This window comes from Brachybacterium saurashtrense (assembly GCF_003355475.1).
Taxonomy (GTDB): Bacteria; Actinomycetota; Actinomycetes; order Actinomycetales; family Dermabacteraceae; genus Brachybacterium; species Brachybacterium saurashtrense.
The window spans coordinates 2094155-2114866 of record NZ_CP031356.1; the positions used below are offsets into that span (position 1 = coordinate 2094155).

Here is a 20712-nt window from a genome sequence, read left to right on the forward strand (position 1 = left end):
CGGCCCGGCGGGACGCGCCGCACCCGGACCTGCTCAGGAGGGACTGACCCCGAGGGCCACCTCGATCGTCTCCACCGCGCCGTCGCGCACGATCTCGAGGGTGTGGGTGGAGCCCACCTCGAGGCCCCGCACCACGCCGGTGAGCGCGGCGGCGCCGCCGACGGGGGTGTCGTCCACGCCGATGATCAGATCCCCCTCGCGCAGTCCGGAGCCGCTGGCCGGGGAGTCCGGCTCCACCCGCACCACCTCGGCGCCGTGGTAGGTGGCCCGCTGCTGCGTGGCGGAGCCGTCGGTGCTGGTCACTCCCAGGAAGGCGTGCTCGGCGGTGCCGTCCTCGAGCAGCTGCTCGGCGATCATGCGCGCGGTGTTCGCGGGGATCGCGAAGCCCAGCCCGATGCTGCCGGCGGTGCCGGACTCGTTGGGGATCCCGGCGATCGCGGTGTTGATGCCGATCACCTGCCCGGCGGCGTCCACCAGCGGGCCGCCGGAGTTGCCGGGGTTGATGGCGGCGTCGGTCTGGAGCGCGGAGGTGTAGGTGGCGTCCGAGCCGTCGGACTCCTCGCCGGTGGCGGTCACGGGCCGGTCCACTGCGGAGACGATGCCGGTGGTCACGGTGTTCTCCAGCCCCAGCGGGGTGCCGAGCGCCATCACCGGCTGGCCCACCGCCACGGTGGAGGAGTCCGCGAAGGTGGCGGCCTGGAGGCCGTCCGGCGGGGAGTCGATGCGCAGCACGGCGAGATCGGTGGTGGCGTCGGCGCCCACCACCGAGGCGGAGTAGCTGCGCCCCTCGGCCGTGGTCACCTGGATCGCCTGCCCGCCGTCGATCACGTGGTTGTTGGTGAGGATCGAGCCGTCGGCGTCGAGGACCACGCCGGTGCCCTCGCTGGTGCCGCCGGCGGTGCTCACCTGGATCGCCACCGCGCTCGACGAGACGGTCTCGGCCACGGCGGCCCAGTCCGGGGTCTCGTCGGAGGTCATCGCGGCCGGTCGGGCGTCGGCCCCCGTGGTGGAGGGGGACTGCGCGGCGACCTCGGAGTCCGGCGAGAGCAGCTGGTCGTAGGCGACCACTCCGCCGAGCGTGGCTCCGCTGGAGAGCAGCATGCCGGCCACCACCAGGGCGCTCACGCCGCCCCAGCCGGGGCCGCGGCGACGGGGCGCGGCGGGGGTGGCGTGCACGGCGGTCTCCTGCGGGGAGGAGGGGGCCGACGGCGGCTGCATGGCGGGCAACGGCGAGGTGCTCGCGGACCGGTCCGCGGCGCCGCGGGCGGGCCCGCCGTACCAGGCGCTGTCCTCGGGCGAGTGCGCTGCGCCGTACCAGGCCGGATCGCCCGAGGCGGCGGTCCCGCCGGCCGGGGCGGCGGGGGCGGCGCCGGCCGGCTGGGCCGGAGCGTCGCCGCTCGGGGCGGCGGCATCGGGCGCGGCGTCCCGGGCGGACGCGGCCCAGGGGAACGCGTCGAGCTGCTCGGTGCGCTCCTCCGCGGGGTGCGCGCCGGGGCCGGCCTCGGGCGGGCGGCTGCGGTCCGGGGTCCCCTGGGGTGCGTTCTGCTCGGTCATGGGCTCCATGTGATCACCGGAAGTCAAGAGTTGTTCGACACCTCCCTGGGCGTCTCCTGGACGACGAGGACCCGCAGGCCCTCCCCCGCCGCGGAGAGGGCCGCGGGCAGGGCGCTGGGTGGGAGCAGCTGCGCGGGCGCACCCAGGGCCGTGGCCGCGGCGGCGATGTCGGCGCCGTGCGGGGTGGTGAAGAAGCGGCGCAGCAGCGCAGGCGGGGCGGCGGCGTGCTCGAGCCCGGAGAAGATCCGGCCCCCGCCGTCGTCCACCACGATCACGTCCAGGGCGGGCCGCGGCTCCTCCGGGCCCACCAGCAGACCGGTGAGGTCGTGCAGGGCGGTGAGGTCGCCCACCAGCAGGCGCACCCGGCCGGGCGCTCCGGTGGCGGCCCGCTCCTGGGCGAGGGCGATACCGCCCGCCATCGCGGTGGTGCCGTCGATCCCGGCGAGTCCGCGATTGGCGATCACGCGCGCCCGGGTGGTGCCGGCGTGCTGCTCGAGGTCGCGGACCAGGCTCGAGGAGCCCAGCACCAGCACGTCCTGCGCGGTGGAGGCCTCCCACACGGCGAGCGCGGCGCGGCGCTGCCAGCTGTCCGGGAGGGCGGCGGCGGCCGCGGTCGCCGCCGTGCGCCAGGCGGCCAGGTGCCGCTGCCGTGCCGGGAGGTCGACGGGGCCGGTCTCCTCGCCGACGGCGGCGGGCACCACCCGCTGGGCGCGGCGGGCGACGTCCGGCCAGTCCGGCCCGGGGTCGACCACGATCACCTCGACGTCCTCGGCGCCCAGCAGGGCGCCCACCACGGAGCGGGACAGGGTGGGGCGGCCCAGCACCAGGGCGCGGGAGGGGCGCAGCGGATGGCGGTCGTCGGCCATCACCTCGCGCAGCAGGGCCGGGTGGCCGGGCACCAGGGTGGTGCCGTGGCGGGCGCCGGACATGGGCTCGGCCAGCAGCGGCAGGTGGTGGCGCTCGGCGAGCTCCGCGGCGGCGGCACCGGCGCCGTCCCCGGCCACCACCACGGTGCGGGCGTCCACGGGCACCGGCTCGGGCGTGGGCGGCGCCGGGCGGGTGCGGCGGGTGAGGACGATCCGCGCCGGGGCGGGCCCAGGCTCGGCGGGGAGCGGCCGCGGGACCAGCGGGTCGCGGAAGGAGAGGTTCAGGTGCACGGGGCCGGGATGCTCCCCGGTCGCGACGGCGAGCGCCCGGGCGGCGGTGGAGACGGCGGTGCGCAGCTCGGTCGCGCTCGCCGCCTCGGCGGCGGGGGCGGGCAGGTCCACCGCGAGGCGCACCAGGGAGCCGAACAGGCCCGCCTGCCGGGTGGTCTGGTTCGCGCCCACCTCGCGCAGCTCGGCGGGACGATCTGCGGTGAGCACCAGCAGCGGGATCCGGGAGTGGTGGGCCTCCATCACGGCGGCGTGCAGGTGCGCGGTGGCGGTGCCGGAGGTGGTCACCACCGCCGCGGGGCGGGCGGGGTCGTGCCGGCCGATGCCCAGCGCGGTGTATGCGGCAGCCCGTTCGTCGATCCGCACGTGGGCACGGATCCGGCCGTCGACCTCCCCGGCGGCGAGCGCGTACACCAGGGGCGCCGAGCGGGAGCCGGGGGCGAGCACCGCCTCGCGCAGCCCGAGACCGGCCAGGGCGCTCCACAGCGCGACGGACTGGTCCACCGCGCCGGAGCCCGTGGGCCGGGGGGCGGGGATCCAGGGCGGGACCGGGGCAGTCGTCTCAGGCACCCCGCCAGGGTAGTCCCGGGGCGCGGGCGCGACGGCGCCGGGCCCTTCGGAGGGGCGCGGCGCGGACGGGCGCCTCAGAGCTGTGCGGCGCAGGCGGCGAGGCGCTCCTCCCAGCGGGCGGTGAGCTCCGCGCCTGCGGCGTGCCGCTCCAGCAGCTCCGGGGCGGGCTCCTGCCGCGTCACGGGCAGCACCCCGTGCTCCGGGTGCAGGGGGGCCTCCACCAGGTCGCCGGTGAGCAGGTTCGCGGTGCCGAGGCCGCAGGCGTGGGTGAGCGTGGGCAGCGCGGCGGCGAGCGCGAGCCCGGCGCTGAGCCCCACGCTGCTCTCCAGCGCGGAGGAGACCACCACCGGCAGGCCCGCCTGCTCGGCGAGCTCCACGCAGCGCCGGACCCCGCCGAGCGGCTGCACCTTCATCACCAGCACGTCGGCGGCTTCGGCCCGCGCCACGCGCAGCGGGTCCTCCGCGCGGCGCACCGACTCGTCGGCGGCGATCGGCACCTCCACGCGGCGGCGCAGCACGGAGAGATCCTCCAGGGAGGCGCAGGGCTGCTCGGCGTACTCGAGCCCGCCGGCGGCGCGCTCCAGCACGGGCAGCGCCGCGAGCGCCTCCTCGAGGGACCAGGCGCCGTTGGCGTCGATCCGCAGCTGTGCGGCAGGGCCCAGGGCATCGCGCACCGCCTCGAGCCGCTCGGCGTCCTCGGCGAGGCTGGAGCCGGGATCGGCCACCTTCACCTTGGCGGTGCGGGCGCCGCCCACCCGGGCGATGCGGTGGGCGAGCACCGGCGGCAGCACCGGGATGGTCGCGTTGATCTCGATCTCGGTGCGCTGCGGGGCGGGGCGGGCGACGGTCGCGTCCTCGAGCGCCGCGGCCAGCCAAGCGGCGGACTCCGCCGCGTCGTAGTCCCAGAACGGGGAGAACTCCGCCCAGCCCTCGGGCCCGTGCAGCAGCACGCCGTCACGCTCGGTGATCCTGCGGAAGCGGGTGGTCATGGGGATGGACCAGGCGAGCGCACGGTCGATGCCGCGCTCGGCCAGTGCGGTGGGGATGCGCATGGGCTCGAGGGTAGTGAGCTGGCCGCTCGGAGGTGAAGCGGCGAGGATGGGGCGATGCTCACCTACGGGCGGCTGCGCACGGATCCGGCGCCCGCCACCCCCGGACTACCCTGGCAGGCATGACCACCGCCCCTGCCCCGCTCCCCCGTCGGGTCTCCGACACCTTCGATCCCCGCCGCTGGCGGGAGGTGCCAGCGCACGAGCACGGCGGCCCCGCGCTCGTCGACATCACGTACCACCGTGCGGTGGAGCGGATCGAATCGCCGGACGGGGAGATGACCGTGCGGGACCTGCCCACGGTGCGAATCGCCTTCGACCGGCCCGAGGTGCGCAACGCCTTCCGGCCCGGCACGGTCGACGAGCTGTACCGGGCGCTGGACCACGCGCGCCTGGACACCTCGGTGGGCGTGGTGCTGCTCACCGGCAACGGCCCCTCGCCCAAGGACGGCGGGCACTCGTTCTGCTCCGGCGGGGATCAGCGGATCCGCGGCCGCTCCGGCTACGAGTACGCCGAGGAGGAGGCGCTGGAGGAGACGGGGTCCGTGCGGGCCCGTTCCGGTGGGCGCCTGCACATCCTGGAGGTGCAGCGGCTGATGCGCACCATGGGCAAGGTGGTGATCGCGGTGGTGAACGGCTGGGCCGCCGGCGGCGGGCACTCCCTGCACGTGGTCGCCGATCTCACCGTCGCCTCGCGCCAGCACGCCCGCTTCATGCAGACCGATGCGAACGTGGGCTCCTTCGACGGCGGCTACGGCTCCGCCTATCTCGCCAAGCAGGTGGGGCAGAAGCGGGCGCGGGAGATCTTCTTCCTCGCCGAGGAGTACTCGGCCCAGGACGCCTACGACTGGGGCGCGGTGAACCGGGTGGTGGACCACGAGGGGCTCGAGGAGGAGGCGCTGGCGATGGCCGCGACCATCGCCACCAAGTCCCCGCAGGCGATCCGGATGCTGAAGTTCGCCTTCAACCTCGCCGACGACGGGCTGATGGGCCAGCAGGTCTTCGCCGGGGAGGCCACCCGCCTGGCGTACATGACCGACGAGGCCGCCGAGGGCCGCGACGCCTTCCTCGACAAGCGCGCGCCCGACTGGTCGGCCTTCCCGCACCCGCAGGGCTGAGGGATGCGCGCCACCGCCCCGGGCGCCGACGGCGCGGCACGGCCCGGGCGCGACGCCGACGGGCCCGCCGCCGACGGCTCCGCCCACGACGGCCCTCTCCCCTGGCTGGTCCCGCCGCCGTACGACGCCTCCGCGGCCTCGCTCGCCGCGCACTCGGAGGCGATCGGGCAGGTGATGGTGGGCAAGGCGCGGCTGTGGCTGGGCCCCTTCCCCGCCCCCGCGACGCTGCCCGCGGGATTCGAGGAGACCGCGCTGGTGGTCCCCACCTCCGGCTCCACGGGGAGGGCGAAGGCGGTCGCGCTGAGCCTCGCCGCGCTGCGCGCCTCCCAGGACGCGACCGCGCAGCTCTTCGCCGCCGACGGCACCGCCGCCGGCTCCCGCGGGCACGGGTTCTGGCTGCCGCTGCTGCCGCCCACGCACATCGCCGGGGTGCAGGTCCTCGCCCGCGCCCACCGCACCGGCCAGGTGCTGGGCCTGCCGGGGCCCGCGCTGCCGGATCCGCTGCCGGACCTGCGCGGCCACTTCGACGCCGCCGCCTTCGTGGAGCTCGCCGGCCCCGCCCTCGAACAGGCCGAGCGGGCGGGCCTGCCGGCGCTGACCTCCCTCGTCCCCACCCAGCTCACCCGCCTCGTCACCGGTGCGACCGGGGACGACGCCCGCGCCCGCGGCCTGCTGAAGCGCTTCGCGGCCGTGCTGGTGGGCGGCGCGGCGACGAGCCCGGACGTGCTCGCCCGCGCCCGCGGCCAGCGGATCGCGGTGCGCACCACCTACGGCTCCTCGGAGACCGCGGGCGGCTGCGTGTACGACCGCCTCCCGCTGCCGGGCGTGCGCCTGTCGGTGCTCGACCCCGACGAGGCCGGGGCGGGCCGGCTGCGGATCGCCTCCCCCACCCTCGCGCTCGGCTACCTCACTGAGGGCGGTGCCACCGACGGCGGCGTGTTCGCCGAGACGGGACCCGAGGGCACGGACCGCGACGGAGCGGACCGGGCCTTCCTCACCTCGGACCTCGCCGAGCTGGGAGAGGGCGGGGAGCTCACCGTGCTGGGCCGCGCCGACGACGTGATCATCACCGGCGGCCGCAAGGTGCTCCCCCAGGACGTGGAGCGCGCCATCGACCGCTCCCTCATGCTGCGCGGCCTGGTGCGCGGCGCGGTCGTGGTGGGAGTGCCGGATCCGGAGTGGGGGCAGCGCGTCGAGGCACTGGTGACCCTCGAGGGCGGGGCCGACCCCGCCGAGGCGACCGCGCTGGTGCGCTCCGCCCTGCGCACCTCCGAGGTGCCTGCGCACATGCTCCCCAAGCGGGTCCACGTCGTCGCGGAGCTGCCGCTGCTGGGCATCGGGAAGGTGGACCGCGCCGCCGCCCGCCGCCTCGCCGGCGCCTGAGCGGCCGCCCCGCGCCCGGCGCCGCAGGGCCGCGGGACGTCGCGACACGGCGGCGCCGCACCCGACCCGGCCTGTCACGGCTCACAGGTCCGGGAGCGTTCCGGGACCGCGGTGCGGCGTAAGCTCGTCGGGGCCGTCGACCGCCGGCCCGTGAACGCGTGAGGAGCACGATGGCCAGCCTGTCGCAGTGGGTGCAGGGCGCCCGCCCCAAGACCCTCCCGGCGGCGCTCGCCCCGGTCGCCGCCGGCACCGGCGCCGCGGTGTGGCAGCTCGAGGGGACGACCGACGGCGCGGACTGGACGGTGGTGGTCCCCCGCGCGCTGCTCGCCCTCGCGGTCTCCTTCGCGCTGCAGATCGGCGTGAACTACGCCAACGACTACTCCGACGGGATCCGCGGCACCGACGACGACCGGGTGGGCCCCTTCCGCCTCACCGGCTCCGGCGCCGCCCGGCCCGCCACGGTCAAGCGCGCCGCCGTGGGGTCCCTCGCGCTCGGCGGCCTGTGCGGGCTGGTGCTGATCGCCGTGGCCCAGATCTGGTGGACGCTCGTGGTGGGCGCCGCCGCGATCGCCGCGGCCTGGTTCTACACCGGCGGGAAGAAGCCCTACGGCTATCTGGGGCTGGGCGAGCTGTTCGTGTTCGTGTTCTTCGGCCTGGTGGCGGTCAACGGCACCGCCTACGCGATCACCGGCACCGCGAGCTGGGTGGCGGTGCTGGCCTCGGTGGCGATCGGGCTGCTCGCGGTCGCGCTGATGCTCACCAACAACCTGCGTGACATCCCCACCGACGCCCTGGCCGGCAAGCGCACCCTCGCGGTGCGGCTGGGCGAGCGCGGCACGCGCGCGCTCTACACGGCGTGCGTGCTGGCGCCCTTCGTGCTGCTGGTGCCGGTGATGATCGTGCACTGGCCCGCGGCGCTGGTGCTGCTGGCGCTGCCGCTGGCGCTCGGCCCGGTGCGGGCGGTCCGCGGCGGTGCCGCGGGGCGGGACCTGATCCCGGTGCTCGGCGCGACCGGCCGGCTCGAGCTTGTGCTCTCCCTGCTGCTGCTCAGCGGTCTTCTTCTCTGATCTCTCCGTCGCGCTCGGCGTCGTCGAGCACGGAGTCCTCGTACTCGGCGTCCTGGTCCACCTCGGGTCCGCGGCGCGCGGCGCGGCGCTCGTCGGCCGCCTTCCAGCGCAGCGCGGCGGCGTTGCGCAGCCGGTCCAGGAACAGGATCGACAGCAGCATCGCGATCAGCGCGGCGAGCACCCCGGCGAGCATGATCCCCACGCCGGCGAGGGCGAGCACCCACCACAGCAGGAGCCACAGGCCCAGGCGGATCACGGCGTAGACGAGGAAGTGGCGCATGGACCCAGCGTATTCCCCCTGCCCGGGACCTCCCTCCATGCGGACGTCCACCGGACGATCAGGCCCCGCACCTAGACTTCTGTCATGCTTCGCGGTCTGCTCGCTGTCCTCTCCATCGCCCTGACCGTCTACGCGCTGGCCGACTGCGTGCAGACGGAGGACGACAAGGTCAAGGGCCTGCCCAAATGGGCCTGGATCGTGCTGATCGTGCTGATCCCCTGGGTGGGCCCCATCACGTGGCTGTTCGTGGGCAAGGAGCGCAGCCCGGGCGGCGGCGGTCCCGGCCCGCGCCGGGGACCTGTCGCGCCCGACGAGGACCCCGACTTCCTGCGCCGGCTCGACGAGGACATCCGCCGCGAGCGCCGCGAGAAGCGGCAGCGGGACCAGGGCGACGACTCCGAGGCCTGAGACGCCTCGTTAGCCCGCAGGGAACTCGGCCCCGCGGTGAGCAGGGGCCCGCGGCATGCAGGGCCCCGCGGTGAGCAGGGCCCCGCGGCATGCAGGGCACCGGCCGCTCAGATGCCGCGGGGGCATGGTGCGCGCCGCCCGCGCGGGCCGCTCAGAGCCCCGAGTACGAGTGCAGGCCGTTGATCACCGTGTTGACGATGGTGTAGTTGAACACCACCGCGACGAATCCGGCCAGGGCCAGGCCGGCCGCGCGGGAGCCGCGGAACCCGCCGGTCGCGCGCGCGTGGAGGTACGCGGCGTAGATCACCCAGATGATGAAGGTCCACACCTCCTTGGGATCCCAGCCCCAGAAGCGGCCCCACGCCTCGCGCGCCCAGATCGCGCCGAAGATGAGCGTGAAGGTCCAGCACACGAAGGCGACCGAGTGGATGCGGAAGCTCAGCGCCTCCAGCACCGTGGAGGAGGGCAGCCGGTCCAGCACGTGCCCGGCGCGGCCCCAGTGCTCGGGATGCTCCTCGCCCGCCGCGACCCGGGCCACCAGCGCCTGCTCGTGCCGAGCCTGCAGCAGCTGCAGACCGGCCACCACGGCACCCAGGATCGACAGGGCGGTGGCGATCACGGCCACGCCGATGTGGATGTAGATCCAGTGGGAGTTCTGGAGGCTGGGGGTGAGCTCCGCGGCCGGGACGATCCAGAAGGTCTGCGCCAGCAGCAGCACCAGCAGCACCGGGCCCACCACGAAGGTGCCCAGCGCGCGCAGCTCCACGCGCCGGATGCTGAACACCAGGAACGCGAGCATCACCACGGCGGTGCTGGTGGTGGCGAACTCGTACATGTTCGCCCACGGCACCCGCTGGGTGGCCAGGGCCCGCGTGGTCACCCCGAGCACGTGCAGCACGGTCGCCGCACCCGCGAGCAGGAAGGCGAACCGCTGCGCGGACATCGCCCCGGTGCGCGATCCGTCCGGGATCGGCCCGGGGGCCGGGGCCTCCCCGGTGACCGCGCCTCCGGAGGCTCCTCCCGGGCCGGCATCGGCCCCCACGGCGGCGGCCTGCAGCGCCGGGGCATCCTTCCGGTCGAGAGCGCCCAGGCGCGCATCGCTGCGCCGCTGCGTGGTGGAGGCCAGATCGGCGCCGAAGCCGATCAGGGCGAGCACGTAGAGGACGATCGTCACCACGAGGGCGAGGTTCGAGATCTCCGCCAGCTGCTCATTGATCACTGTGCACTTCCTTCTGAGGAGTCGTCCGCGGCCCGTGCGGGTCGCCGGGGATCGAGGTCATGGGGCGTGCCGCCGGTCCCATCCTGCGCCGTCGCGAGCGAGGAGGCCAGGGCCTTGACGTCGTCCTCGAGCGCGGGGTCGTCGCTGCGGGCCAGACCCGCCACCTCGAGCTCGGCGCCGTGCGGCGTCTCCCGCACCCGCACCCACACGCGCCGGCGGGGCACGAACAGGGAGAGGATCAGCCCGGCCACGGCGGTCAGGGCGAACACCAGGATCCAGCGCTCGAAGGGATTGTGCGCGATGTCGAAGGCGGCGTAGCGGCGCAGTCCGTCGAAGCTGACGGTGGTGCCGTCGGGCAGCTCGTACTCCTGGCCCGAGTAGAGCCGGATCAGCACCGGGCTGCCGTCCTCCTCGGCGACCGGGGTGAGGGTGGTGAGATCCACCTCGTAGGCGTTCTGGGGGATGCCGGTGTCCAGGCCCAGGTCCCCCTGGTGCACGGTGAGGGCGAGCTGCGGGTCCAGGGCGTCCGGGTAGAGCGACCGGGGGCCCTGGTCGTCGATGGTGCCGGTGGGCAGGAAGTAGCCCACCACGGCCGTCTGCTCGGGGCGCGCGTCCGGTGCCTTGATCACCAGCTGCGAGGTGTAGCCGAGATCGCCCAGCGGCACCGTGATCACCGGACCCTCGGCCACCACGCTCCCCTCCGGATCGGTGACCGTCACCTCGGGGGCGTAGCCGTTGCCGAGCAGGTACATCGAGGCGCCGTCCACGTGCAGCGGCTTGTTCACCTGGACCGTCTGCGCCACCTGCTCCTCGCCGGGGGTGGTGACCTGGACGTCCGCCTCGAAGGAGCGCGGCTCGCCCACGGTGCCGGCCTCGCCGGGCTGCACGTAGGTGGCGCGGAAGTCCTCGAGGGTGAAGCGGAAGTCCGGCATGTCGCTCTCGTCGAACCAGGCCCCGGACTCGAAGGAGTCGTACTGGGTGAGCGAGTTCGAGAAGCCGTCCCCTTCGATCACCGTGATCTGGCCGCGGTAGGTGGTGAGCTGACCGCCCGCGATGCAGACCAGCACGCCCACCAGCGCGACGTGGAACAGCAGGTTGCCGCTCTCGCGCAGCAGGCCCCGCTCGGCGCTCACGGAACGGGAGCGCTTCTCCTCCCGCACCTCGGTGCGGTACCGGGAGCGGCGCAGCGCGGTGCGGGCGCTCTCGAGCAGAGCCTCAGCGTTTGCGCCCGGCACCTCCAGGCGGGTGTGGCCGGTGAAGCGGGTGAGCCGGGCGGGGGTGCGCGGCGGGCGGGCCCGCAGCTGCTTCAGGTGCACGCCCACGCGCGGGACGATGCAGCCGATCAGGGAGATGAACAGCAGCAGGTAGATCGCGGAGAACCACGGCGAGGAGAACACCTCGAAGGCGCCGAGCGCATCGAGGACCTCGCCCCAGCGGCCGTTCTCCTCGAGGAACTGCTCGGTGAGCGCCGGGTTCACGCTGCGCTGCGGGTACAGCGATCCGGGCACCGCCGCGATCGCCAGCAGCATCAGCAGGATCAGCGCCGTCTGCATGCTGGTGAGCTGGCGCCACAGGAACAGCAGCGTGCCGCGCAGGCCGAGCGAGGGCGCGACCGGACGCGCCCCGTCCACCTCCGGCTTGCTGCTCCATCGGCCGCTCTCGCCCGTCGGGCGCGCCGGCGCTCCGCCCGCGCTCCCGGGCGCCGCGCCGTCGGGCGCCGGGCCCTCGGCCCCCGAGCCCGCGTTCGTGCTCACGCCCGCGCTCGTGCCCGTGGCGTCCTGCGACGTCGGGCCGTTCGTCTCCTGCGTCATCACACCACCGGCTCGAAGGTCGAGATCATGCCCTGCAGGCGGCTCATCCAGTCCGCCCACACGCCAGTCATCAGCAGCACGCCGATCGCGATCAGCAGCGCCCCGGAGAGCAGGCCGATGGTGCGGCGGTGCGCGGCGAGCTTCCTGCTCACGCCCAGCGCGCGGTCGAACAGCAGCGCGAACAGCACGAAGGGGATGCCCAGGCCCAGCGAGTAGGCGAGGGAGAGCAGGGCGCCGCGCAGCACCGCCCCGTCGCCGCCGTCCAGGGACAGCGCGACGATCGCCGCATACGTGGGGCCGATGCACGGGGTCCAGCTGAGACCGAAGATCAGCCCCATCACCGGGGCGCCCAGCAGTCCGGCGTCCGGCCGCTTCGTGGAGACGCGGCGGGTGCCGGACAGTCCGGGGATCACCCCCATGAACACCAGGCCCATGAGGATCACGATCGCTCCGGCCACCCGGTCGATCCACAGCGCGTACTCCTGCAGCAGATAACCCAGCGCCCCCGCGAAACCGCCCAGGATCAGGAACACCACGGTGAACCCGGCCACGAACAGAGCGCTGCCGGCGAGCATGCGCCCGGTGGCGGGGCGGGTGCGGGCAGAAGCCCCGGAGGTGCCCTGCCCGGCGAGACCGGAGACGTAGCCCAGGTAGCCGGGCACCACGGGCAGCACGCACGGCGAGAGGAACGCGACCAGGCCCGCCGCGGCGGCGACCGCGAGGGCGGGCAGGATCGCCCCGGAGAGCGCCGTGGCCTGGAAGGCACTCCCGATCTCGGCGAGGGTCATTCCTCGATCACCGCATCGATCATCGCGCGCAGCACGGAGGGGTCCGCCGCGCCGGAGATGCGGGCGGCGACCCGGCCCTCGCGGTCCAGCACCAGGGTGGAGGGCACGGCGTTGGGGGCCACCTGGCCGCGCAGCGCGTACATGATCTCCGCGTCCGCATCGGGCATGGACGGGTAGGTGATGCCGTAGGTCTCCTCGAAGGCGCGGGCAGGGCCCTCGGCGTCGCGCACGTTGACACCCACGAACTGCACGCCCTGGTCCTGGTAGTCCTCGTGGATGGCCTGGAGGTCCGGGGCCTCCTTGCGGCAGGGCGGGCAGGAGGCGTACCAGACGTTCACCACCAGCACGTCCCCGCGGTGGGAGGCGGAGGTGAACTCCTCGTCGTCGTAGGTGGTGCCCACGATCTCGAGCGGCTCGGCGCGGTCCGCGGCGGCGATCTCCACGGCCACGCCGGTGCCGGAGACGTAGCCGGCCTCGCCGGAGGAGTAGCGGTCGGAGGTGTCAGTCCCGCAGGCGGCCAGCAGGAGCGCGCCCGTGAGGGAGCCGGCGGCGCCCAGCAGGCGGCGCCGGGTGGGATGCGTGGTCACGTGAGCCGGCCTCCTGTGGCGTCGACGGCCCCGTCGTAGAGGGCGGCGGCGGGCTCGGCGTAGTCCACGCCCGCCAGGTGCGGGCCCACGAAGCGCAGGCTGGTCACCGAGCACAGCCCGCACTGGCGCCGACGGGGATCGTGCCAGAGCGGCTTGCCCTCCGCGCTGCGGCGGGTGACCCAGATCGGCAGCTGGTGCAGCACCAGCACCGCCTCCCGGCCCTCGGCCTGCTCGCGGGCGTCCTGCACGGCGGAGACCACGCGGGCCACCTGCTCGCGATAGGGCTCGCCCCAGGAGGGGCGGAAGGGGTCGAGGAACCAGCGCCAGTTCCGCGGATCGGAGAGCCGGGCGTCGCCGTGGCCCATCCGCTGCCCCTCGAAGCGGTTCCCGGACTCGATCAGCCGCTGGTCGGCGGTGACCTCCAGGCCGTGCGGGGCCGCGATCGGGGCGGCGGTCTGCTGGGCGCGCAGCAGCGGGGAGGAGCGCACCAGGGCGACATCGGCGGCGGCGAGGTGATCGCCCACCAGCGCGGCCATCTGCTCGCCGCGCTCGGTGAGCCGGTACCCCGGCAGGCGCCCGTACAGGATGCGTTCGGGGTTGCGCACCTCGCCGTGGCGGACCAGGTGGACCGTGGTCGTGCTCATGGGGCGGATCCTCTTTCGCTCTCGCGCTGCGGGCTGGGGCCCGAGCCGCCTCACGGTACCAACCGAACCTCCGCGTCAGCGGGGAGCGGCCTCACCACCGTGACCAGCAGGACATCCGATCGCGATCGGGGCGTCCTCGTCGAGGGTGCGGCCCAGGATCCGGCCCAGCTCGAGCAGGTCGTCGTGCCCGATCACGTCCAGCAGGTGCGTGCGCACGGAGCGCACGTGCACGGGGGCGGCGCGCTCGAGCATCTCCCGCCCCTCCCGGGTGAGCTGGGCCTGCCGGCCGCGCCCGTCGGCCGCACAGCGCACCCGCTCCACCAGTCCGCGCTTCTCCATGCGGCTCACGGTGTGGGTGAGGCGGGAGCGGGAATGGACCACCTTGTCCGCGAGCTCGGACATGCGCAGGAACTGGTCCTCCGCCTCGGAGAGCCGCACCAGGATCTCGTACTCGCCCAGGGTGAGCGCGATCTCCGGGTCCGACTGCAGCGCCTCACTGAAGCGGTCCGCCAGCAGCGTTGTCGCGTACAGGTAGGTGCGCCAGGCCTCCTGCTCGTCGCCGCTGAGCCAGAGCCCGTCCGCGGTGGAGGGCGCCCCCGCGCCGCCTGCCTTCATGGTGTGCATCACATCGTCCTCTTTTCGGTGGGGCGGATGCTTGCCATCATCCCCCAGTTTAGTTTAGATTTCAAGCAGAACCCGGGGCGGAGACGCCGCCCGGCACCCCGATCATCTCAAGGAGATCCCCATGAACGACCTCACCCCCGGCACCTGGACCCTCGATCCCACCCACACCGCCGCCTCCTTCACCGTGCGCCACGCCGGCATCTCCAAGGTGCGCGGCCAGTTCACCGAGCTCGAGGGCGCCCTGCAGGTGGCCGAGGGCGGCCAGGACCTCGCCTTCTCCGCCACCCTGAAGACCGAGTCGGTCAGCACCTCCAACGCCGATCGCGACGGCCACCTGCGCAGCGGCGACTTCTTCGACGCGGAGACCTTCCCGGAGATCCGCTTCACCTCCACCGGGGTCGAGGGCGAGACCCTCACCGGCGAGCTCACCATCCGCGACATCACCAAGCCGGTCAGCCTGGACTTCGCCTACGAGGGCGCGGCCACCGATCCCTTCGGCACCTACCGCGCCGGCTTCACCGGTGAGACCACGATCTCCCGCAAGGAGTTCGGCCTCACCTGGAACGCCGCCCTCGAGGCCGGCGGCGTGCTGGTGGCCGACGAGGTCAAGATCTCCATCGAGGCCGAGTTCACGGCGCCCACCGCCGCCTGAACCGCCCCGCGGCCCCCGGCGCATCCCTGACGGGCCGTCCGCCGCGCGCGGGCGGCCCGTCTGTCGTGTACGGGCAGGACGCTCGCCGCGCGGGCGGGCCGATCGCGCACCGGGGCGGAGGCGGCGCCGGGTCGGAGGGGGCGCCGGGTCGGAGGGGATCGGGACGGCCGCGGCGCCGGGACGGATAGGGTGCGCTCCATGACCGCGCCCCGCATCCCCTCCCCCGCCGATCCCGACGCCCGCGTCCTGTACCTCACGCGCGCCGGCTGCCACCTGTGCGAGGAGGCGCTGCCGGTGGTGCGCGCCGAAGCGGATCGGGCCGGCACCGCGGTGGAGGTGCGGGACATCGACGAGGACCCGGCGCTGCAGGCCGACTGGGACCACGACGTCCCGGTGATCATCGTGGACGGGCGTGTGCACGCCCGCTACCGGGTGGAGGCGCCCGCCCTGCGCACCGCCCTGTCGCGCCGGCCCTGGTGGCGCCGCCTCACCGGCCGCGCCTGAGCGCGCGACGCCCGGACCTCCGGCCCCTGAACGCAGTGCGGCCCCCGCCATCGGGCGGGGGCCGCACTGCGTCAGCGAGCGCTCACTTCTTGTTGCGGCGCTGGTGACGGGTCTTGCGAAGCAGCTTGCGGTGCTTCTTCTTGGACATGCGCTTGCGTCGCTTCTTGACGACTGAACCCATAGGAAGCCTCAGTTCTGCAGGACGATGCCTGCGATGGTGCAGCGGATCAGGTATGCGCGGCCCGCGGAGACTGCACGGAGGGGCGCTGCGAGGCACTCGATGGGTGCTTCCAGCCGCCCCGTCAGCTCCATGCGGGCCCGACGCCACGGTCGACCAGCCATTCTACACGGCGCCCGCACCCTCGCCGCCGCGCGCCAGTGCGAGATCCCTCGCAGTCGCGCCCGCCCGCTCCAGCTCCTCCTCGACCTCGGCCACCACCAGCTCGTGCGCGACCTCGCGCACCCGGGCCACCAGCACCCGCCGGGCGCGCCGGCGGTGCCAGGAGCCGGTCAGCGCCGCCACCGCCCCGGCCGCGACGCCCACCAGGATCCCGGCGGCGATCCCGAGCACCACCAGCACCGTGGGCAGCGGGATCGGGATCCACAGCTCCTCGACCATCGGCATCGGCGGCGGCGGGACGCCGAGGAACACCAGCAGCATGTTCAGCGCCAGCCAGCCCAGGCCCACCACCCAGGTGAGCAGCGCCAGCCACTGCACCACGTCCAGCACCGGCCACCACCACGAGGTGGTGCCGGCGCGGAGGTCCGCCTCGGCGACGGCCTGGTCGAGCGCGTCGGGCAGCTCCTCCTCGTGGGAGCGGGCGGCGCGGCGCACCGCGGCGCGCCAGGCGTCGCCGCCCCCGTCGGAGGCGTGGTCGGCGAAGCGGCGCAGGCCGTCCGCGGCGCGGGCCCGGGAGCCGGCGTCCGCCTCGGGCAGCGAGGTGCGCTCCAGGCCCTCGCCGTCCCGCTGCTGGCCGATGCCGAGCCGTCGCAGCGGATCCGGCCGCACCCGTCGCAGCCAGCGCAGCGGCGGCCAGCCGGTGCGGCCGGCGGCGCGGAAGCGGTAGGAGGCGCCCACGGCGCGGGCCACCGGCTCCACGCGCGCGGCCGTGGAGAGATCCTCCACCAGCGCGTCGACCGTGGCGGGGGCGACCTCCTCGGGCAGGCCGCGCGGGTCGGCGGCGGCGAGCAGCTCCTCGGCCGCCCCGCGCACGTCGGCGCGGTGCCGCTCCGCGGTCGCCTCCCGGCTGCGTGCCACCGAGAGCAGCTTCTCCCGCAGCTCCTCGACCCCCTCCCCGGTGCTCGCGGAGACGCCCAGCACCGGGGCGCCCTCCAGGCCGTCGCCCCGGGCGAGCTCCTCGAGGGAGGCGAGCACGGGGCCGCGCTCCGCCTCCCGCAGCCGGTCGATCTGGTTGAGGACCAGCAGGGTCACGGCGTCGTGCCCGGCGAAGCGCTGCACGAACTCCTGGTGCAGCACCGCGTCGGCGTACTTCTGCGGATCCGTGACCCACACCAGCACGTCCACCAGGCCCGTCATCCGCTCGGCGATCTCACGGTTCGTGCGGGTGACGGAGTCGAGGTCCGGCAGGTCCAGCAGCACCAGCGCGGGCGGCGCCTGCGCCCCGCGGCGGGCGCGGCGTCCCTTCGGCGGCTGCCCGGCGGCGACGGCGAGTGCGGTGTCGGTGCCGTCGAGGTGGTGGCGCTGCTCCACCTCGAGCCAGTCCAGCAGGGCGTCGGCGCCGTCCTCCCCGAGCACCGCGGCGACGGGCGCGCCGGTGGTGGGGCGGCGCACCGCCGCGCGGGAGATCTCCGTGCCCACCAGGGCGTTGACCAGGGAGGACTTCCCGGAGCCGGTGGCGCCGAAGAGGCCCACCACGGTGTGCTCGGCGGTGAGGGCGCGGCGGTCGCCGATGCGCTCGAGCAGCGAGCGTGCGGAGTCCACCGGCGCGGCGGGGGCGCGGGGACCGAGCACGTCGACGGCCCGGTCCAGGGCCTCGATCCGCTCGGCCAGCGGCGCCGGTCGTGCCGCGGCGCGGCGCAGCAGGGGGCTCATCCGTCCTCCCGGATGTCGTGGGCGAGGCGGGACAGGGCGGCGGCGTCGGCCTCGAGCTCCGCCCCGGCGCCCGTGGGTCCCAGCGCGTCCAGCCGCTCCAGGAAGGGGGCGGAGCGCTCGGCGACCAGGGCGTCCAGCCGGTCGGTGAGGCGCTCCCGCGCCTCGGCGGCCATGCGGCGCACGGCCTCGTCGCCGAAGATCGTCTCCAGCAGCTTCTGCCCCACCACGGCGGTGGCGGCGCCCGCTCCCACCTCGAGGCCGGTGGGGACGAAGGCGGTGGAGGCGAACACCACCACCATCAGCGCCACTCCCACGGCGTTCACGCCCAGGGAGAGCAGGCGCGCCTTCGTGCGGCGGTCCGCACCCTCGGCGCGCACCAGCTCCAGCACGTCCCCCTGCCAGGCGCGGATCGCGGCGGCGACCCGCTCCTCGCTGCTGTCGGGCACGCGGGCGAGGTCCTGCCCCTCGGCGAGGTGGCGACCGGCGGGGCCGGCGCGCCAGGCGGTGTCCGCCCGCTCGGCGCCGCGGGCGATCTCGTCGAGCACCACGTGCACCAGGCTGCTGCCCAGCGCCTGCTCCGCGGCGACGGCGGGCGCGGGCCGGCCGGTGAGCATCTGGCCCAGGCGGTCGCGGGCCCGGCCCGCCACGGCCTCGAGACCGCGGATCAGCTCCCCCGTGCCCACCACGTCCTGCCAGCGGGAGAGCACCTCGCCGCGCAGCAGGGAGCCGTCGCCGAGCGCGGCGTCGATCCGCTCGCGCGCCCCGGAGAACGCGCTCTCGGCCTCCGTGCGCAGCTGCGCGCGGGCGTCGTCCTGGGCGGTGGCGTGCGCGGCGACGTCCCGGGCGGAGCCGGCCAGGCCGTCCAGCGCGCCGGCGAGGGTGCGGCGGGCGATCCGGGCGCGGGCCTCCGCGTCCGCGGCGAGCGCGGCGAGGTGCTCCTGCAGCTCGGCGATCACGGCCGGGGGGAGCATGCCCTCGGCGTCGATCGCGGTCTCGTGCACCAGGAACAGGCGCTCCACCTCGATGCCCTGCCGTTCCAGCATGCCGCGGAGGTCCTCGGCGAGCTCCTGGGCCACGCCCTCCCGGTCGGGGATCCGGTTCATCACCACGTCCACGGTCACCTCGCGCGCGGCGGCGGTGCCCAGCACCTCCCACGGCACCGCATCGGCGTAGCGGTTGGCGGTGGTGACGAACAGCCACAGATCGGCGGCGCGCAGCAGCTGCCGGGCCAGCTCCCGGTTGCCGGCGGCGACGGAGTCGATGTCCGGGGCGTCCAGCAGCGCGAGCCCCTGCGGGATCCTGCCCTGGGCGTGGAGCGCGAGCGTGGTGGCCGGGTCGAGGTCCCCGACCGCCGACGGGGACTCGACCGCCGACGGGGACTCGACCGCCGACGGGGACTCCGGCGTCGGCGGGGCGTCCACTCCCGCGCGGGGCCCGGCGTGCACGCGGGCGAGGCCCGGCAGGATCCGGGGGCCGGTGAACCAGGGCTCGTCCGCGGGGTGGTGCAGCAGCACGGGCCGGCGCGTCGTGGGCCGGAGCGCACCGGAGAGGCTCACGGGCGCGCCCACCAGGGCGTTGACGAGGGTGGACTTGCCGGCGCCGGTCGAGCCGCCCACCACCACCAGCAGCGGGGCGTCGAGCGACTCCAGGCGCGGCATCACGTGGTCGCCGAGCTGGGACAGCGCCGCGGCGGCCTCGCCGCGGGCCTGCTCCGCCCCGGGAAGGGGCAGCGGCAGCTCGAGCGCCCGCAGGTGCGCGGCGAAGTCGTCGAGCACCTGGCTGGTCGTGGTGGTCATGACTCCCCCCGCCTCCTGGCTCCGGGGCCCGGGTCGCGGGCCCTCGGATCGCCATTGTGGCAGGACATGGCTCAGTCGAGGAACGGATCCAGTCCCCACTCGGGGAACGCGGAGCGACGCGCAGCCTGCACCGCACGGTCCAGCTCGTCCTCCGGGTCGAAGCCGTCCCGCCAGTCGCGGGCGGCGACCGGCCGCCCCTCGCCGACGGTGAGGATGCCCGGCTCCGGGGAGAGGCCGTGCGCCTCGCGCTCCGCGGCGGCCGCGGCCAGGAACGACTCCGGCAGCGGCGCATCCGGGGCCAGCGGCTCCCCGGTCGCCACCGCGATCAGCTGCGCCCAGGAGCGCGGGACCACGTCGATCACGGCGTACCCGCCGCCGCCGAGGGCGAGCCAGCGGCCGTCGCACACCTCGTCGGCCAGCTCGCGCATCAGCAGCATGGCCTCGCACTGCGCCTCGAGGGTGACCGAGAGATCGGCCAGCGGGTCCAGGCGGTGGGTGTCCGCACCGTGCTGGGTGACCAGGAGGGTGGGACGCACCGCCCGCACCAGGGCGGGGATCGTGGCGCGCAGCGCCCGCACCCAGCCGTCGGCCGTGGTGCGCCGCGGCAGGGGCACGTTGATCGCGGTGCCCTCGGCGCCCGGCCCACCGCGGTCCTGCACGAAGCCGGTGCCGGGGAACAGCCGCTCCCCCGTCTCGTGGACGGAGAGGGTGATCGCGCGCGGCTCGTCCCACAGGATCCGCTCCACGCCGTCGCCGTGGTGGACGTCCACGTCGAGGTACATCACCCGCTCCTCGCCGGCGTCGAGGGCGTGGCGGATCGCGAGCGCGGCGTCGTTGTACACGCAGAAGCCGGAGGCGCTCGCGGCCTTGGCGTGGTGGAGCCCGCCGGCGAAGTGCACGGCCCGGCGCACGCGGCCGGCACGGATCGCGTCCACCGCGGCGATCGCCCCGCCGGCGATCCGGGCGGAGGCGGTGTGCATGCCGGGGAAGAGGGGCACGTCGTCCCCGCCGATGCCGAAGCGGAGCAGGTGGTCGAGGTCGTGGACGTCCAGCTCCTCCCGGGGCCGGGAGGCGCGCTGGACCGCGCCGAGGTACTCCGCGGTGTGCACGCGCTCGAGCTGCGCCGTGCTCGCCACCGGTGCCTCGAGCTGCTCCACGCCGGGCCGGGCGAGCAGCCCCGCGCCCTCGGCGAGCGCCCGGGTGAGGGAGAGCCGGATCGGTGCCATCGGGTGGAAGGGACCGAAGTCGTACTCGCACAGCGCCTCGTCCCACACGATCCCGGTGGCCCCGGGCGCGGACTCGGCGCCCGCCGGGCGGTGGACGGGTGGGGGCGGCGCGGCATCGGGCATGGCCCGAAGCGTACCCAGCCCACGCCCTCGCGTGTCGCGCCGACCGCCGCGCGCCGCCGGGGCGTGCGCCGTAGACTGCCGCGGACCATGAGCGCCGGGCGA

20 protein-coding genes are annotated in these 20712 nt (G+C 75.5%); 6 read left to right on the plus strand and 14 right to left on the minus strand.

Features of this window, described 5'->3' with window-relative positions; genetic code table 11:
- Window positions 1-33: 33 nt before the first annotated feature.
- The 3 genes from DWV08_RS09565 to DWV08_RS09575 form a co-directional block, all read right to left on the minus strand.
- A complete protein-coding gene (locus DWV08_RS09565; RefSeq protein WP_241237206.1) occupies window positions 34-1554 on the minus strand; it encodes a S1C family serine protease in 1521 nt (506 codons plus the stop codon).
- Window positions 1555-1577: 23 nt separating this feature from the next.
- Window positions 1578-3278 carry a 2-succinyl-5-enolpyruvyl-6-hydroxy-3-cyclohexene-1-carboxylic-acid synthase gene (menD, locus tag DWV08_RS09570; RefSeq protein WP_115413573.1) on the minus strand — a complete coding sequence of 567 codons (1701 nt, stop codon included), beginning with the start codon at window positions 3276-3278 and terminating at the stop codon, window positions 1578-1580.
- A gap of 74 nt (window positions 3279-3352) precedes the next feature.
- The gene (locus tag DWV08_RS09575) at window positions 3353-4330 is read right to left on the minus strand and encodes an o-succinylbenzoate synthase (protein WP_115413574.1); all 978 of its coding nucleotides are present in this window, start codon (window positions 4328-4330) and stop codon (window positions 3353-3355) included.
- 119 nt (window positions 4331-4449) lie between these two features.
- Here DWV08_RS09575 and DWV08_RS09580 point away from each other — a divergent pair, with 119 nt between their 5' ends.
- The 3 genes from DWV08_RS09580 (at window position 4450) to DWV08_RS09590 (ending at window position 7895) form a co-directional block, all read left to right on the plus strand.
- On the plus strand, window positions 4450-5445 hold the full coding sequence (locus DWV08_RS09580) for a 1,4-dihydroxy-2-naphthoyl-CoA synthase (RefSeq protein ID WP_115413575.1): 996 nt from the start codon (window positions 4450-4452) through the stop codon (window positions 5443-5445).
- Between the two features lie 3 nt (window positions 5446-5448).
- A complete protein-coding gene (locus tag DWV08_RS09585) occupies window positions 5449-6828 on the plus strand; it encodes an AMP-binding protein (protein ID WP_115413576.1) in 1380 nt (459 codons plus the stop codon).
- Between the two features lie 170 nt (window positions 6829-6998).
- Entirely contained in the window at window positions 6999-7895 is an 897-nt protein-coding gene (locus DWV08_RS09590) for a 1,4-dihydroxy-2-naphthoate polyprenyltransferase (RefSeq protein ID WP_115413577.1), read from the plus strand.
- On the opposite strand, the gene DWV08_RS09595 is transcribed toward DWV08_RS09590, so the two are convergent.
- A complete protein-coding gene (locus DWV08_RS09595; protein ID WP_115413578.1) occupies window positions 7876-8175 on the minus strand; it encodes a DUF4229 domain-containing protein in 300 nt (99 codons plus the stop codon). The genes DWV08_RS09590 and DWV08_RS09595 overlap by 20 nt on opposite strands.
- Before the next feature lie 84 nt (window positions 8176-8259).
- Between DWV08_RS09595 and DWV08_RS09600 the strand changes: the two genes are divergently transcribed.
- Window positions 8260-8583: a PLD nuclease N-terminal domain-containing protein gene (locus DWV08_RS09600; protein ID WP_115413579.1), complete on the plus strand. Its 324-nt coding sequence runs from the start codon at window positions 8260-8262 to the stop codon at window positions 8581-8583.
- Window positions 8584-8734: 151 nt separating this feature from the next.
- On the opposite strand, the gene ccsB is transcribed toward DWV08_RS09600, so the two are convergent.
- The 6 genes from ccsB to DWV08_RS09630 form a co-directional block, all read right to left on the minus strand.
- Complete coding sequence (gene ccsB, locus DWV08_RS09605; protein WP_115413580.1) at window positions 8735-9802, minus strand: c-type cytochrome biogenesis protein CcsB; 1068 nt, start codon at window positions 9800-9802, stop codon at window positions 8735-8737.
- Window positions 9799-11556: a cytochrome c biogenesis protein ResB gene (gene resB / locus DWV08_RS09610; protein WP_241237207.1), complete on the minus strand. Its 1758-nt coding sequence runs from the start codon at window positions 11554-11556 to the stop codon at window positions 9799-9801. The genes ccsB and resB overlap by 4 nt, the downstream gene beginning before the upstream one ends.
- Before the next feature lie 56 nt (window positions 11557-11612).
- Window positions 11613-12401, minus strand: coding sequence for a cytochrome c biogenesis CcdA family protein (locus DWV08_RS09615; protein ID WP_115413582.1), 789 nt, complete (start codon window positions 12399-12401; stop codon window positions 11613-11615).
- Entirely contained in the window at window positions 12398-12988 is a 591-nt protein-coding gene (locus DWV08_RS09620; protein WP_115413583.1) for a TlpA family protein disulfide reductase, read from the minus strand. The genes DWV08_RS09615 and DWV08_RS09620 overlap by 4 nt, the downstream gene beginning before the upstream one ends.
- Complete coding sequence (locus DWV08_RS09625; RefSeq protein ID WP_115413584.1) at window positions 12985-13632, minus strand: histidine phosphatase family protein; 648 nt, start codon at window positions 13630-13632, stop codon at window positions 12985-12987. Before DWV08_RS09625 ends, DWV08_RS09620 begins: the two co-directional genes overlap by 4 nt.
- A gap of 75 nt (window positions 13633-13707) precedes the next feature.
- Window positions 13708-14256, minus strand: a complete 549-nt coding sequence (locus DWV08_RS09630) for a MarR family winged helix-turn-helix transcriptional regulator (RefSeq protein WP_115413585.1) — start codon at window positions 14254-14256, stop codon at window positions 13708-13710.
- Between the two features lie 121 nt (window positions 14257-14377).
- Between DWV08_RS09630 and DWV08_RS09635 the strand changes: the two genes are divergently transcribed.
- Complete coding sequence (locus tag DWV08_RS09635) at window positions 14378-14908, plus strand: YceI family protein (RefSeq protein WP_115413586.1); 531 nt, start codon at window positions 14378-14380, stop codon at window positions 14906-14908.
- Between the two features lie 198 nt (window positions 14909-15106).
- The gene (locus tag DWV08_RS09640; RefSeq protein WP_115413587.1) at window positions 15107-15412 is read left to right on the plus strand and encodes a glutaredoxin family protein; all 306 of its coding nucleotides are present in this window, start codon (window positions 15107-15109) and stop codon (window positions 15410-15412) included.
- 82 nt (window positions 15413-15494) lie between these two features.
- On the opposite strand, the gene DWV08_RS09645 is transcribed toward DWV08_RS09640, so the two are convergent.
- From DWV08_RS09645 to DWV08_RS09660, 4 genes are all read right to left on the minus strand, one after another.
- Window positions 15495-15593, minus strand: coding sequence for a 30S ribosomal protein bS22 (locus DWV08_RS09645; RefSeq protein ID WP_019174583.1), 99 nt, complete (start codon window positions 15591-15593; stop codon window positions 15495-15497).
- A 162-nt stretch (window positions 15594-15755) separates the two neighbouring features.
- Window positions 15756-17465: a dynamin family protein gene (locus DWV08_RS09650; protein ID WP_115413588.1), complete on the minus strand. Its 1710-nt coding sequence runs from the start codon at window positions 17463-17465 to the stop codon at window positions 15756-15758.
- A complete protein-coding gene (locus tag DWV08_RS09655) occupies window positions 17462-19261 on the minus strand; it encodes a dynamin family protein (protein ID WP_115413589.1) in 1800 nt (599 codons plus the stop codon). Before DWV08_RS09655 ends, DWV08_RS09650 begins: the two co-directional genes overlap by 4 nt.
- A 71-nt stretch (window positions 19262-19332) precedes the next feature.
- Window positions 19333-20610: an acetoin utilization protein AcuC gene (locus tag DWV08_RS09660; protein ID WP_115413590.1), complete on the minus strand. Its 1278-nt coding sequence runs from the start codon at window positions 20608-20610 to the stop codon at window positions 19333-19335.
- Window positions 20611-20712: the final 102 nt, after the last annotated feature.